A 15,196-nucleotide genomic window follows, 5' to 3' on the forward strand; every position below is an offset into this window, starting at 1 on the left:
GAATGGTAGACATATGGTTCACCTCGTTCTGAGAGCCTACTCTAAGCGTAGGGCTTGAGAGTGAGGCGGACCATATAATTAGCCCCAGTCTCTCGACTGGGGCTTTGCTTTTTCCCGATGGTAGATTTCGTGCTAGCGAAAACCTATCCCATAACTAACATCTTGCTTATGCGTTAGCTTTTTCTTTCTTAGCTTTTGGTGCTGCTTCTTTCGCTACTTGGTCTGCTTTCTTTTTGATAACAGTTGTACCTTCGAAAGTTTCGCCTTCAACGAATGCTTTACCGTAGTAAGAAGCCATTAGTACTTCTTTTAGCTCTGTGATTAGAGGGTAACGTGGGTTCGCACCAGTACATTGGTCATCGAACGCTTCAACCGCTAGCTCGTCTAGTTTCGCAACGAAATCAGACTCTGCAACGCCTGCTGCTTGAATCGACAGCGGGATGTCTAGGTCACCTTTCAGCTCTTCTAGCCATGCTAGTAGACGTTCAATTTTCTGAGCAGTACGGTCACCAGCTTGGCTTAGGCCTAGGTGGTCAGCAACTTCAGCGTAACGACGACGTGCTTGTGGACGGTCGTACTGAGAGAATGCAGTCTGCTTAGTTGGGTTATCGTTCGCGTTGTAACGTACAACGTTCGAGATTAGTAGCGCGTTAGCAAGGCCGTGTGGTAGGTGGAACTCAGCACCAATCTTGTGCGCCATTGAGTGACAAACACCTAGGAATGCGTTCGCAAACGCGATACCAGCGATAGTTGCCGCGTTGTGTACTTTCTCACGAGCGATTGGGTCGTTTGCACCGTTTGCATAGCTTGATGGTAGGTATTCTTTAAGCATCTTAAGTGCTTGTAGAGCTTGACCATCAGAGTATTCGTTAGCAAGAACAGATACGTAAGCTTCTAGAGCGTGAGTTACAGCATCGTAACCACCGAATGCTGTTAGAGACTTAGGCATGTTCATTACTAGGTTCGCATCAACGATAGCCATGTTTGGCGTGATTTCGTAGTCAGCTAGTGGGTACTTAGCACCAGTCTTGTCGTCTGTAACAACTGCGAATGGAGTAACTTCAGAACCCGTACCTGAAGTTGTAGTGATACATACAAGCTCAGCTTTTTGACCCATTTTAGGGAACTTGTAGATACGTTTACGGATGTCCATAAAGCGCATTGCTAGTTCTTCGAAGTGAGTTTCTGGGTGCTCGTACATTACCCACATGATCTTAGCTGCATCCATCGGTGAACCGCCACCTAGAGCTAGGATTACGTCAGGTTGGAAGCTCTTCATTGCTTCTGCGCCTTTCTCAACAACAGATAGTGTTGGATCCGCTTCTACGTCGAAGAATGTTTGAACTTCGATGCCTTGCTCTTTAAGCAGTTTAACTACTTCGTCAGCGTAACCGTTGTTGAATAGGAAACGGTCAGTTACTAGGAATGCGCGTTTCTTACCTTCTAGGTCGCTCATTGCGATTGGAAGGCTACCACGACGGAAGTAGATAGACTTAGGTAGTTTGTGCCACAACATGTTTTCAGCTCGCTTAGCTACAGTTTTCTTGTTGATAAGGTGCTTAGGACCAACGTTTTCAGAGATAGAGTTACCACCCCATGAACCACAACCTAGAGTTAGAGAAGGTGCTACGTTGAAGTTGTAAAGGTCACCGATACCACCGTGAGTAGTTGGGATGTTTACAAGGATACGTGCAGTCTTCATCTTGTCACCGAAGTAACGGATGCGGTCTGCGTTAACGTCTTGGTTAGTGTAAAGACCAGATGTGTGACCGATACCACCGATTTCAACCATTGTTACTGCTTGAGCAACTGCGTCTTCGAAGTCGTCAGCACGGAATAGACCAAGAGTTGGAGATAGTTTCTCGTGAGCGAATTCATCATCGTAAGAAACTTTACCTAGGCCTTCACCTACAAGTACTTTTGTATCAGCAGGAACTTTAACACCAGCCATTTCAGCGATTGCTGGAGCAGGTTGACCTACGATTTTCGCGTTTAGTGCGCCGTCGATAAGAAGTACTTTACGTACTTTATCAGCGTCAGATTTAGATAGAACGTGAGCTTTGTGAGAAGCGAAACGCTCTTTCACTTCGTCGTATACTTCACCAACTACGATTGCAGCTTGCTCAGAAGCACATACTACGCCGTTATCGAAAGTCTTAGACATAAGGATAGAAGCAACAGCACGTTTGATGTCAGCTGTTTCATCGATAACTACAGGAACGTTACCTGCACCTACACCGATTGCTGGCTTACCAGAAGAGTATGCTGCTTTAACCATGCCTGGACCACCAGTTGCAAGGATAAGAGCGATACCGTCGTGCTTCATAAGAGCGTTAGAAAGCTCTACAGATGGTTGGTCGATCCAACCGATGATGTCTTTTGGAGCACCCGCTGCTACTGCTGCATCTAGAACTAGTTTCGCTGCATCGTTAGTTGAGTTCTTCGCACGTGGGTGTGGCGAGAAGATGATGCCGTTACGAGTTTTTAGAGAGATTAGAGATTTGAAGATTGCTGTAGAAGTTGGGTTCGTTGTTGGAACGATACCACAGATGATACCTACAGGCTCTGCGATAGTCATCGTGCCTAGGTTGTCATCTTCTTCCAAGATGCCACATGTTTTTTCATCTTTGTATTTGTTGTAGATAAATTCTGAAGCGAAGTGGTTTTTGATTACCTTATCTTCAACAATACCCATTCCAGATTCAGCAACTGCTTGTTGTGCTAGTGGGATACGAGCATGGTTAGCTGCAAGAGAAGCTGCGCGGAAGATTGCGTCTACTTTCTCTTGTGAGAACGTTGCGAATTCTTCTTGTGCTGCTTTAACGCGTGCTACTAGAGCATCTAGTTCAGCTAAGTTAGTTACAGGCATGGTGGATCTCCTAAAATAATAAATATTAAAAACTTTTTAGTAAGGCTATTGTCTTTCGTTTTGACTGTTTATCAGCGTTTTAACTAACAACCATCTTAGTAAATTGCTTTCAGGGCTGAGTATAATATTTCAGAGTGTGAAAAAAATTGACTTGGATCAGTTCTCACAACTGAAATACCCCCAAAGTAGTGGTTTACCACAACAAAACCAGCTAAATAATTGATAAACAAACAAATTAAGCTTAATTTTTAATTGCACAAAAAAGAAGCAAACGAACTTAAAAATAAAAGAAACAACAACAATCTGTAAAAAAGTTTCATTTTTAGCCAACAAAATTACATGTGGACCCTAATTTTTGTGCTACTGAGAGTATATCGAATGCGTCATATCTCTCTACAAACCACCCTTATTTTTGTGAAAAATGTGCGAATGTTAACGTTTGTGTAAATCAGTTCAGGTTCTCACCAGTCTTCTACGTAACAATTCGTTTCCATAATGCATACATTTCTTTCAATAATTAGTTTTTCTCACAAATACTAGCCCAAATACGTTAGTTTTTTTCATTTCTTCCCAACGCACTTTTGCCTTACATTACGCCTAAAATTACCCCCTCTCTTTTTCACTATTGTGAACGTTTACGAGTAAGCAACATGCAGACTTTAGAGTTAGCTATTTTCCTACAGTTTTTCCTCGGTTTGGTCGCCGCAGTTAACCCGGTAGGCATCATGCCTGTTTTTGTGTCTTTGACTGGGCATATGACGCCAGAAGAGAAAAGCAAAACCGCCACGACAGCCAATATTGCTGTCGCGAGTATTCTGATTATTTCTTTGTTTGCTGGTCAGTTGTTGCTGGACATGTTCAGTATTTCGCTCGATTCGTTTCGCGTAGCTGGCGGTTTACTGCTTCTAAGCATCGCATTCTCGATGATGAGTGGTAAGTTGGGTGAAGATAAGCAAAACAAGCAAGAGAAGACGGAATACGTAAGCCGTGAGCAAATTGGTGTCGTACCACTTGCCATGCCGTTAATGGCAGGTCCAGGTGCAATTAGCTCAACCATCGTTTACGGCGCACGCTACCCTAGCGCGCTGGATACAGTTGGTATCAGCTTAACGATCGTTTTGTTTTGTTTCTGCTCTTGGTTACTGTTCCGCTCCGCGCCTTTAATTGTGCGTTTCCTTGGACAAACTGGCATCAACGTGATCACTCGTATTATGGGCCTAATCCTCGGCGCGCTTGGTATTGAGTTTATCGCGAACGGTTTAAGAAACCTGTTTCCTGGTTTAGCCTAAGTTTCTTAACTTCTGGTATGATGTTGCAATCCGTTTCATTTTAACGTCGATAGTGCAACATCATGCCTCGCAAGTCTCTAAAGCATCATTTATATGTGATTATTTTCGGTACTCATACTCGTGCCGGACGCATCTTTGATATCGCGCTGATCGTCGCGATCATCGCATCTCTCGTGGTTCTTATTCTGGAATCTCTGCCGACTGTAATGACAGAATGGTCGCAAGAGTTGCGCTACGTGGAATATACTTTCACCGCTTTATTCACCATTGAGTATCTGCTACGACTGTATTGTTCGCCCAAACCTAAGTCCTACGCCACCAGCTTTTATGGTGTCGTCGATCTCTTAGCGATACTGCCAACCTACTTAGCTATCATCTTCCCTGGCGCTTCCTTTATGGGGGTCGTTAGACTGCTGCGTGTTATGCGCATCTTCCGTATTTTAAAGTTAGTTCGCTATTTGCAAGACTCGAATATTTTATTGCGCTCCCTTTTAATGGCGCGACGCAAGATTATTATCTTCTTTAGTACGGTGGGAATTCTCGTCACTATCTTTGGTGCGTTGATCTTTGTGATTGAAGGGCCACACAACGGTTTTACGAGTATCCCAAAAAGCATCTACTGGGCGATTGTGACGATTACTACGGTAGGCTATGGCGACATGGTGCCGCAAACGCATCTCGGTAAAGCAATCGCGTCATTAACTATGTTGCTTGGTTATTCGATATTGGCAGTTCCAACCGGGATTATTACCGCAGAACTGAGCAATGAGATGAATGCTCACAAAGAGCTTGTGAAATGCCCCAACTGCAATCGTTCTGGTCATGATTCGGATGCCATGCATTGTAAGCATTGTGGTAGTGAGCTGGCAGATCCTGATAATCGCGTCGTCAGAGCGGATGAGGAAGATTAGAATCGGGAATCGGGAATCGGGAATCGGGAATCGGGAATCGGGAATCGGGAATCGGGAATCGGGAATCGGGAATCGGGAATCGGGAATACTTTGTCTTTCTGGGGACAAATTCTGTCAACGCCTTTTAGAACGTAGTTTCTTGCCTAGCGCTCCAACAAAATCCTCTCGATTCTTAAAGCAGTGTGCTCCCAAGTATTGGAGTGTAGCGTTCCCAACGACCCTGAACCCCAACTCTACGATCAAAAAAGCCGATGAACTCACATCGGCTTTTGCATAGTTGTAGGCTCTCAGGAAATGAACAAACCCTATGGAAAAGTCTATTCTCGATTTAACAACCGTCAGTAAACACTTCCACGTTGTATTCGTCATCCGGCTCCATTGCCGCGGTGTACTTCACGTAGCAGTTACTCACTTTGATTGCTTCGCGGTCATACTTTTGAACCCATTCTGATTGGGTAATAACTTTGTAGTCTGGGTCGGCTACGCTACCACCAGTATTGTACGCATCCCAAACCCAGTCTTTTGTACCGTCTTTGTAACCCAGATCTGCATCTAGGAAATCTTCCAAACCATCATTCTCTACTGCAGGATAGCCAAAGTGTACGTTACCCGCACCTTCTACATGGTACGACGGCGAGTTTTCTTCTCCTTCAACGGCTGCTTTCCCATATGCCATTTCCGCTGCATTGTGCACAGAAGCAGCCATACCTTGAATAGAGGAAGCTCTAGCATCATGTTGAAGATTTAAAAACTTAGGTGCGGCAACGACGGCTAGAATGCCGAGTATGACGATGACAACCACTAACTCTATGAGAGTAAAACCTTTTGTATTTTGTTTCATTACCGCACTCCAATGGATTAATTTCGCGGCAACGGTATGCAACAAAAGTCAGCTTACTGTCATTGTCATATCAAAAAAGCGCCCAATTGGGCGCTTTCAAAATGACCATCTCAACATTGAGACAAATTAAGCTTTCTCAGCAAGGATGATTCGTAGAGTGCGGCGTAGTGGCTCAGCAGCCCCCCACAATAGTTGGTCACCTACTGTAAAGGCATTTAGGAAGTCATCACCCATTGCCATCTTGCGTAGACGGCCTACTGGAATAGACAACGTACCTGTCACTTTCGCTGGTGTAAGTTCTTGAGCCGTAATGTCACGATCGTTAGGAACGACTTTCACCCAATCGTTGTGCGTTGCGATGATCTCTTCGATCTCATCCATTGGTACATTTTGCTTCAGCTTGATTGTCAGAGCTTGAGAGTGACAGCGCATCGCACCAATGCGGACACATGTACCATCGATTGGCACTGGCGCATTTTGGAAGCCCAAAATCTTGTTCGCTTCTACGCCCGCTTTCCACTCTTCTTTGCTTTGACCGTTATCACGCTTAACATCAATCCAAGGGATAAGAGAGCCAGCTAGTGGCACACCAAACTTTTCTGAAGGGAAAGAAGAGCTGCGCATTGTGTCTGCAACTTTCTTGTCGATATCGAGAATAGAGCTTGCTGGATTAGCCAATTCAGAGCTTACAGAATCGTTGATCACACCCATCTGAGAAATCAGCTCACGCATGTTTTGTGCACCTGCGCCAGACGCCGCTTGGTACGTCATTGCGCTTGTCCACTCAACTAAACCCTTCTCGAATAGGCCACCAAGCCCCATTAGCATTAGGCTTACTGTGCAGTTACCACCAACAAATGTATTAGTGCCACCATGAATACCTTGCTGAATTTGCGCAAGGTTTACTGGGTCTAGGGTAATAATAGAATCTTGTGCCATACGTAACGTAGAAGCAGCATCAATCCAGTAACCTTTCCAACCCGCTTGGCGTAGTGCTGGGTAAACTTTTTCAGTGTAACTACCACCTTGACACGTAACGACCGCATCAAGCTGTTTTAAACTTTCAATATCGAACGCATCTTGAAGTAGACCAGCATCTTTACCTAGGTTTGGTGCAGGAATACCTATTTGAGACGTGCTGTAGAAAACTGGCTCGATCAAATCGAAGTCTTTCTCTTCGACCATGCGCTGCATAAGGACTGAACCAACCATGCCACGCCAACCAACTAAACCTACTCTCATCGCTTAACTCTCCATGTATATTTCTGAAACTTTCTCCATAGTTCAATTTTCGACACAAAATCTCAAGCCCTAATTTGCAAATAAACGCAACTTTTTTAACGTTTGCGGCGAAATTTTATAATCAAGTCCATTTTCTTCCTTTTTCTTTACGCTCAACTGGATAAATGACGAAAGAAAAGTGTGAAATCAACACCGATGGTCCTACCACTCAATGAGAAAACAACATTTGAAGCACATAATTTTTACATCACAAAACATTTCAAACCGTTAATATTAATAATTAATGGTGATTAATTTCACAAGCAAACGTTTTTACCGACGAACATCAAGATAAAGCACCAAATGTTCGAAATATAATTTTTGTTAATGTATGTTAGGCGCCGATTAAAACAGGGAGCGGCCTTCCTCTATTGCTCCAAGAACGACAGAGGCACATATGAAGCAAGTTACAACACGCTTACCTAGTCTGATACAGGTATTTATCTCACTAGGTTTGTTTCTACTTTTGGCATTTTCATTTACTGCCAAATTAGACCTTCCTATTCAGCTAGCGCTGTACATTGGTTGGTTCATTATCATACTGTTGGGTTTAAGGCTCGGCCATCAATACAAAGACCTAGAAAAAGCCGCATTAAATGGCATTTCTAATGGCCTAGGTGCCGTGCTAATTCTTCTTGCTGTAGGAGCCTTAGTCGGTACTTGGATCTCAGGTGGTATTGTTCCGACCATCATCTATTACGGTTTGAAAGCAATCCACCCTTCTATCTTCTTGCTTGCTACCATGATCATCTGTTCTTTGACTGCGCTAGCAACGGGAACTTCTTGGGGTGCTGCGGGTACAGCCGGTATTGCCATGATGGGTATTGGTCAAGGTCTTGGAGTTCCAGCCCCAATCACCGCAGGCGCGGTGCTATCGGGTTGTTACTTTGGTGACAAAATGTCTCCACTTTCAGACTCTGTGATCCTTGCTTCTTCTATGTCGAATGTAGAAGTCGTTGAGCACATCAAGGGTATGCTACCTATCGCGCTGATCAGCTACATTATCACTGGTATCATGTTTACCGCATTTGGCTTTCACTTCGCTGGCAAAGTGGACATGAGCCAAGTGGATTCTGTTATTCAGGCAATGGAGCAACAATTTTTCATCACGCCTTATTCCTTTGTTCCAGTGGTCATCGTATTGGCTCTACTTGCGATGCGTATGCCTTCTTTCCCTGTAATTAGCTTTGGCTCTCTGCTAGGTATTATTTGGGCAGTGATGATTCAGGATGTGGACTTCCTGACGGCGTTTAACACGGCTTGGGCACCATTTGCGATTTCTTCAGGAGTCGACTTCATTGATTCGATTCTCAACCGTGGCGGCATGTCTTCTATGTTGGGCTCTGTAGCGGTAATCGTGTTTGGTCTTGGTTTCGGTGGCCTGCTCGACAAAGTAGGTGTGCTTGAGACTATTGCAAAGCTGTTCGAACGACGTGTTCAGAGCGCGGGTTCACTTGCGACGAGCACGATTGGTACGGCCTTCATGGGTAACGTATTTGGCTCTGCGATGTACGTATCACTGATTCTTACGCCTAAGATCTGTGCTAAGAATTACGACCGCCTTGGCTACAAACGCAAAAACTTATCTCGTAACGCAGAGTTCGGTGGCACACTGACATCAGGTATGGTGCCGTGGAGTGACAACGGAATCTATATGGCAAGCATCTTGGGTGTGGCAACATTATCATACGCACCGTTCATGTGGCTGAGCTTCGTATGCATTATCGTTACCATCTTTACTTCTTACATGGGCTGGTTTGTTGATAAATGCGAGCCGACGGCTCCAGCAACAGAAGAACAGACAGAAGCTGAACTCAAGCAGCAAACGGCTTAAATCAGCTTTCCATAGATAGAAACTTTCCGTAAATAAAAAAGGACCGATGATTCGGTCCTTTTTTGTGTCTGCTATTTCGTGTTGTGACTTCTAAATGATTACGCCGATTTAGTGCTGGCTCTTACCACAGAGCGCTTACCCAAGGCGTAACCAAGTACGAGAGGAGCAAAGAAGATCACTAGGATAAACAGAATAAAGTAGATGATGGTGCTCTTCACAAGCTCAATCAATTTGTCCATAGCCAGATTCACCACCTCTTGTGATACGTGGTCTAGGTCTTGTGCAAACTTCTCGCGCTCACTTGTGATGATTTGAGCGATTTCTTGGCGCTCTCTTGCCACCATCAATTCCAGAGCTTGACGCTCTTCACTCAACTGAGACAAACGCTCTTCCGTTTTCTGGTCAATGTCTTCAACCAAAGGCTGTAACTGTACCGCCATTTGCTCGGCTAAGTTACGCATGTACTCAGGGTTATTATCGATAAAGTCCTTTAACGACTCAGAAGTCACCTTCAAGCTATTTAGTGCTGCGTTTACTTGCTCAATACTTGCGGAACTATTTAACGCCAATAGTTGCGCTTTCCACGTCATGATCTTAGGCGTTTGCTCAGACACCAAACTTAAGCGGTCAGAAACATCACCGATGGCTTCTGGCATCGTGCCCAATGTTGTGACAGCTTCTTCTTCACTGATTTGGTTAGCCTCAAGCCAAGCACGGTAAGCGGGTGTACGAATCATGCTTAGATCCGCGAATGGGTATTTCTCTACAAAGTCAGCGACAAACACTTTGGTGTTTTCATAAACGTCTTTTTTCAAAAGAGACTGAGCGAGTTTATCGACTTCTTTGGCTAGATGTGCAGAGACTTGTTTAACTTCACCCGTCGCAAACAAATCTTTGCCCGCTCCTTCGCTATAAAACTGGTTCATCTGGTGAGTAAACACCCACGTATCTATGAGCGCAGCCATTGGGGAAACTTGATAAGCCGCCGCTTGAAGACCTTCTTCAGCATTGATCTTCCACAGCAGAATATAAGATTGGTTTACTTTGTCGCTCGGCTCATAGTTTTTTTGGAGCACATCAGCAGCTTGTTCGACTTGAGCAAAAAACTGTTGTGCGTATTCACGCGTCATTATACGCATGTTGAGTTCTTGTTTAGTGAGCGGTACAGTTTGGCTGTCGATTTTCACCTCTAGCAGGGAACACCCTGAAAGACTCAAAACCAAGCAAGCTACCATCAAAGAGGACAGTCGACGGATGGACATGAAATTACCTATGGTCAAAATGTGTAGAACAGGAACAGAACGAACCAAGGCATCAGGTTCGTGAACGCACCTTTAATACCTCAGCACCCTATATTTTAAGTCAGAGGAATATCAATCCGTTAGCACTTCTCGAATGTTTTCACTAATGAGAACTCTTTCGGCAAAAAGTGTCGTTTTCTTTAACGTATCTTCTAACTGACTCAATTTATCGTCTGAGATTTGCTCGCCTTGTTTAATTAAAGATTCGATATCTCCAGAGATATAGTGTAGAGGCATTGCACCTATACTGCCCGATACCCCTTTCAAGCTGTGCGCAACTCGCTGAGCATGTTCTTTATCTTCCAGTAACAATCTTCTTAGCTTACTGCCGTCATCAGTATGATCTTGAATAAACACGTCTAACAGCATGCGCACGGACTCTTCATCGTCGGACAAAGAGTCAAGCATTCTTTCTATATCAATGTAAGGTTCGGGACTTTCATTTAACAACTGTTGGTGGGACTCGGAATCGCCTCTCTCAGGTCCGTTCGTCACCTCAGTTGAATTTGCTGGTTCAAGCTCCGTCTGCTCGCTCCCCCGCTCAACCCTATCAAGTTGGTGAGAGAGTGGTTGCATTGGCGAATTTATGTTTTCTGAATCGGATTGATTTCCTTCGGTTAGAACTGACTCTTTATAAGACAAAGCCCAACAAACACATACAAGTAAGGAAGCACTTACCATTATCAACAGCAAGAGGTAAACCAACAGTTTTTGTTCTAGCGAAGCACTAATCGCAGCCAGCTGGTTCGGGAATTCAGGGTTGAGCAATTGGCTCGAAAGATGACTGCCTTTTGCGTGAGCAGCAAGCACGCTGGATGTTTGAGCAAGGCGACGTTGGAAAGAGGACTGTTCTTCAAGCGCTAAAGTTTTCGATTCTGTAAACAACAAATCTAATTCTTGATAAGTGTCTGCACTAGTCGCAGAGTCACTAAACATCGCTTCTAGCACTAATGCGCCGAGCCGAAAGTACATCGTCTGTAGTGATTGAGAGTTGCTTGCCGACTCTCGACTGTTGCGTAATTGGTCTGCGAGCGCGACGAGTTCACTATCACTACCAATAAAGCTCTTCGCACCCTCTAAAAAACGGTCTGTCGAATAAAGAAGTTGGGTTAAGTCTGGAGCACCCAATCCTTGGCCCTGTTCACTTTCGAGTTGTAAGCGAACCGCATAAACCAATTGGAGCTTAAGAGAAACTTGATCGACATGTTGAGCACGATATGGAAGTTCGAAATGAAAAATATTTCTTACTTCATCTACTTTGCTACCAAGTTCGTCCACGGTAGACATCGTTCTCATGGTCTGTTGCGCCTGAAGCCATATACCTACGGCAAACGCACACCACACAACAAATAAAATCCAGACGACTCGTCTTATTCCCTCTTTTAATTGCTGCAACACTCATTCCTCGACTATTTCTATTAATAACAAGCATATACCATGATTCATGCTCAAACTGTGCACACTTCACATAAAAAAAGAGAGCACATGGCTCTCTCTTTCTTGAATTAGTTGCGACTCAACTGATCTTTCAGATTCGGAGGCGTCCCTTTAATGGTCAGCGTATCCGTCTCCGGATCGTAGAAAATACGCTCGCCAAGCAACAGGCTGTCAAAGCTAATGTTCAAACCGCCACCTGCTCCTACGTATTTCGTCAATTTGCGTACGGTTGAGCGATCACCTGGGAAAGACTCTTCCAACTCGTAACCTTGTTCTTTAGTAAAGTCCATGAAACTGGTGCCATCTTGGCTAGGCGGTAATTCACCAGATAGCTCAGAAATTTGAACTTCATCACCAGTTTTAATTTGCTCGTTACAGTAGTTGTAAACTTGCTTTTTGTACTCATTCGCTTCTTGCTTCTCAAGCTTAGAGTCTGCACAAAAGTCTTCAACTGCCTGCATCAACACTTGGTTTTGCTGTTTGGTATCTAAGCCAACATCGGCTTGTAAGAAATCTAAGAAGAAGTCTGCCACTTTACGGCCAACACGTCCTTTGATGTAAGAAAGGTAACGATTTGATTCACGGTCAGTATCGTAGCTTGATAGGTCAATGCGCGCAGCAATATCCATTTTAGTGATGTCTAGATAATCTGTTGCATCAATATCCAAGCCTTCAGTTACCTTTAGGCTCTGGTTCATAGGCAAAATGCCGATAAACAAGTAATCCGTTGCTAAACTTTGGTATTCCGCAAACACTAAAATGCCTTCGTCTGCAAATGGGTACTTAATCAACTCTTCTTTCAAGCGATTTGCACTAATTTGTGAGAAGTCGTAAAAATCTCGCTCTCCTTTGCGCATTTCTTGAAGCCAAAATTGAAATTCGCTGTCTGACTGGAAAGAGCCAAAACCTTTACCTGCTTTAGAATGGAATACGCGATGCAGTTCCGCGACAAGGTTTTCTGTAGCGGTATCGTTCTCTAACGATGCCGGGCGAAGTTTAACAACCAGTTCGTCCTGATCGTTTTTGCATAATTGATGCAGAATAACGTTTGAAAGATGAAGGCTCATAGTGATTTTATCTTGCTACAAGGTTTAAGTTGTTGGGCATTGTAGGTTATCATAAGCCGCTTTTACTATCATTATTAGAGTCTTTATGCCGATTACATCTAAATATACTGACGAACAAGTAGAGAAAATTCTTGCTGAAGTGGGCGCTGTACTAGAAAAACACGCCGCCTCTCCTGAGTTGACGCTAATGATTGCCGGAAATATCGCAACCAATGTCTTAAATCAACAAGTTGCTGCTTCACAACGCAAAGTTATTGCTGAAAAATTTGCTCAGGCGCTCGTATCTTCTCTTGAAGTGCCAAAATCACACTAATAACGGATAATAGAACAAGTACATGGTAGACAGCGGAAACTCATACGGCGAACGTGTATCTCGACTGGTTGGTTGGGGTCACTGGTTTGCATTCTTCAACATCGTTGCATCGATGTTGATAGGTACGCGCTATATCGTTCAGTCGCCTTGGCCAGAAACCCTAATGGGGCAATTCTATCTGGCGGTATCCTGGGTTGGCCATTTTGGCTTTCTTGTTTTCGCGCTCTACTTGTTGGTTCTATTCCCGCTGACGTTTGTCCTGCCATCTAGGAAGCTTTTCCGTTTGGTGGCAGTGATATTCGCAACCGTCGGTCAAACGGTCTTACTGATCGATACCCAAGCTTACCAATCCATCAACTTGCACTTAAACCCCGTGGTTTGGGAGTTGTTGTTTAGCGAAGATAAAAGTGCCATCAGCTCTGACTTGCAGCACCTTTTTGTGGTTATGCCACTTATCTTCCTGGTTCAGTTAGGCTTATCAGAATGGGTTTGGCGTAAACAACGCAAACTTTCCCATAAACACGTTGGCCGCCCTCTGGCCGCAGTGTTCTTCTTGAGCTTTATCACTAGCCATCTGGTTTATATTTGGGCTGATGCCTATTTCTATAACCCGATTACTAGCCAGCGCTCTAATTTCCCGTTGTCTTACCCAATGACCGCGAAGAGCTTTATGGAAAAACATGGCCTACTAGACCGTGAAGAATACCTAAAACGCTTAGCGGAAAACCAAGGTAATATTGACCTGGTGAGCTACCCGCTCGAAAAACTCGAATTTAATCGTCGTGGTAACAAATTGAACGTACTGATGATCAGTGTGAACAACTTACGTGCAGATGCACTAAACCAAGACGAAATGCCAAACATGTACCAGTTTGCACAAGACAGCCAAAACTTTGTAAACCACTACAGTTCTAGCAATGACACGTACGGTGCATTCGGTCTGTTTTATGGCTTACCAAGTAGCTACGCAAGTAGCATCAAAGCACAAGGCTCTGCACCGGTTCTTTTGGATGTATTAAAAGATCAAGGCTATAGCTTTGGTTTTTTCAGCGGAAATGGTTTTGAAGATGACCTTTACTCAGAAGTAATCTTCCGTGGAGTTAATCTTGCTAACACGTTAGACGGTACGCAAGCACACACCGACAAACAATCCATTTCGGCATGGAATACATGGCTAACCGAACAAGCAAGCCAACCTTGGTTTAGCTACATCGAAGTCACCACCGTCGATAACTTTGAATCTGAACCAGAAGCGGCAAATGAAAAAATGCCAGCCAGCGAGCGATTCAAGAAAGCATATGAGAAAGCGGTAAAATCTGCCGATAAGACAGTTGCTGAAATCATTTCTGATCTCGATGAAAAACAATTACTTACCAATACGATAGTGGTCATCACCTCTAATCACGGTAGCGAGTTTAATGAGACCAATACCAACAGTTGGGGAGCGAACAGCAATTACAGCCGCTACCAGCTTCAGGTCCCTATGGTTATTCATTGGCCAGGAATGCTGCCAGGTGAATTTACGCACAGTACAAGCCATCTGGACTTGTCGGTGACGCTGTTACAAGACATGTTAGGCGTCTCATCGAACCCTTATGATTACAGCAGTGGTCGTAACCTATTTGACGAAAGTCGTCGCCGCTGGATTTTAGCGGGCGACACTCGTGAAATAGCGCTGATCACCAGCTCCCAAACGACAGTTATCGATAAATTTGGTAACTACAAGCTGTATGATGACAACTACAAACGCTTAAGAGAAACAACGCCTAAACTGCCTGTCCTGATGCAAGGACTAACAGAACTGCAGCGCTTCTATTCGAAAAGCAATTAATTGAAAAAAGCTCTCCACTCGGAGAGCTTTTTTGACTCTTTTATCCGCAAACAACACAAAATTGAACAGTAAACATCCAAACAGTTCATTTTGGGGTTTACAAGGTTTTCAAAGCCTTATATTATGCGCCTCAACAACGGAGAGATGGCTGAGTGGTTGAAAGCACCGGTCTTGAAAACCGGCATACGTTAATAGCGTATCTAGGGTTCAAATCCCTATCTC

Annotated in this window: 11 protein-coding genes; 5 read left to right on the forward strand and 6 right to left on the reverse strand. The window is 44.2% G+C overall.

Annotation, left to right across the window (positions count from 1 at the left end; all coding sequences use genetic code 11):
* Positions 1 to 166: 166 nt before the first annotated feature.
* Positions 167 to 2,869, reverse strand: coding sequence for a bifunctional acetaldehyde-CoA/alcohol dehydrogenase (gene adhE, locus VJL_RS13930; RefSeq protein WP_038869217.1), 2,703 nt, complete (start codon positions 2,867 to 2,869; stop codon positions 167 to 169).
* Between the two features lie 650 nt (positions 2,870 to 3,519).
* Between adhE and VJL_RS13935 the strand changes: the two genes are divergently transcribed.
* Together VJL_RS13935 and VJL_RS13940 are read left to right on the forward strand one after the other, a co-directional pair.
* Positions 3,520 to 4,158 (forward strand): YchE family NAAT transporter, encoded by a 639-nt coding sequence (locus VJL_RS13935; RefSeq protein ID WP_038869216.1) that lies wholly within the window; start codon positions 3,520 to 3,522, stop codon positions 4,156 to 4,158.
* A 62-nt stretch (positions 4,159 to 4,220) separates the two neighbouring features.
* On the forward strand, positions 4,221 to 5,069 hold the full coding sequence (locus tag VJL_RS13940; RefSeq protein ID WP_038869214.1) for an ion transporter: 849 nt from the start codon (positions 4,221 to 4,223) through the stop codon (positions 5,067 to 5,069).
* 328 nt (positions 5,070 to 5,397) lie between these two features.
* Here the strand turns inward: VJL_RS13940 and VJL_RS13945 are convergent, their stop codons facing one another.
* Both VJL_RS13945 and asd read right to left on the reverse strand, forming a co-directional pair.
* Positions 5,398 to 5,910, reverse strand: a complete 513-nt coding sequence (locus tag VJL_RS13945; protein WP_038878800.1) for a type II secretion system protein — start codon at positions 5,908 to 5,910, stop codon at positions 5,398 to 5,400.
* A 126-nt stretch (positions 5,911 to 6,036) separates the two neighbouring features.
* A complete protein-coding gene (gene asd, locus VJL_RS13950; protein WP_038869210.1) occupies positions 6,037 to 7,152 on the reverse strand; it encodes an aspartate-semialdehyde dehydrogenase in 1,116 nt (371 codons plus the stop codon).
* Positions 7,153 to 7,588: 436 nt separating this feature from the next.
* Here asd and nhaC point away from each other — a divergent pair, with 436 nt between their 5' ends.
* Positions 7,589 to 9,025, forward strand: a complete 1,437-nt coding sequence (gene nhaC / locus VJL_RS13955; protein WP_038878803.1) for a Na+/H+ antiporter NhaC — start codon at positions 7,589 to 7,591, stop codon at positions 9,023 to 9,025.
* 98 nt (positions 9,026 to 9,123) lie between these two features.
* On the opposite strand, the gene VJL_RS13960 is transcribed toward nhaC, so the two are convergent.
* The 3 genes from VJL_RS13960 to yejK form a co-directional block, all read right to left on the reverse strand.
* Entirely contained in the window at positions 9,124 to 10,287 is a 1,164-nt protein-coding gene (locus tag VJL_RS13960; protein WP_038878806.1) for a hypothetical protein, read from the reverse strand.
* A 111-nt stretch (positions 10,288 to 10,398) separates the two neighbouring features.
* Complete coding sequence (locus tag VJL_RS13965; RefSeq protein ID WP_038878809.1) at positions 10,399 to 11,721, reverse strand: Hpt domain-containing protein; 1,323 nt, start codon at positions 11,719 to 11,721, stop codon at positions 10,399 to 10,401.
* A gap of 110 nt (positions 11,722 to 11,831) precedes the next feature.
* On the reverse strand, positions 11,832 to 12,830 hold the full coding sequence (gene yejK / locus VJL_RS13970; protein WP_038869205.1) for a nucleoid-associated protein YejK: 999 nt from the start codon (positions 12,828 to 12,830) through the stop codon (positions 11,832 to 11,834).
* Between the two features lie 85 nt (positions 12,831 to 12,915).
* Between yejK and VJL_RS13975 the strand changes: the two genes are divergently transcribed.
* A complete protein-coding gene (locus VJL_RS13975) occupies positions 12,916 to 13,143 on the forward strand; it encodes a YejL family protein (RefSeq protein WP_038869203.1) in 228 nt (75 codons plus the stop codon).
* A 22-nt stretch (positions 13,144 to 13,165) separates the two neighbouring features.
* The gene (locus VJL_RS13980; protein WP_038878812.1) at positions 13,166 to 14,974 is read left to right on the forward strand and encodes a DUF3413 domain-containing protein; all 1,809 of its coding nucleotides are present in this window, start codon (positions 13,166 to 13,168) and stop codon (positions 14,972 to 14,974) included.
* The last annotated feature ends 222 nt before the right edge of the window (positions 14,975 to 15,196 follow it).

The sequence above is a fragment of the Vibrio jasicida CAIM 1864 = LMG 25398 genome, from assembly GCF_000400365.1.
GTDB classification, from domain to species: Bacteria; Pseudomonadota; Gammaproteobacteria; order Enterobacterales; family Vibrionaceae; genus Vibrio; species Vibrio jasicida.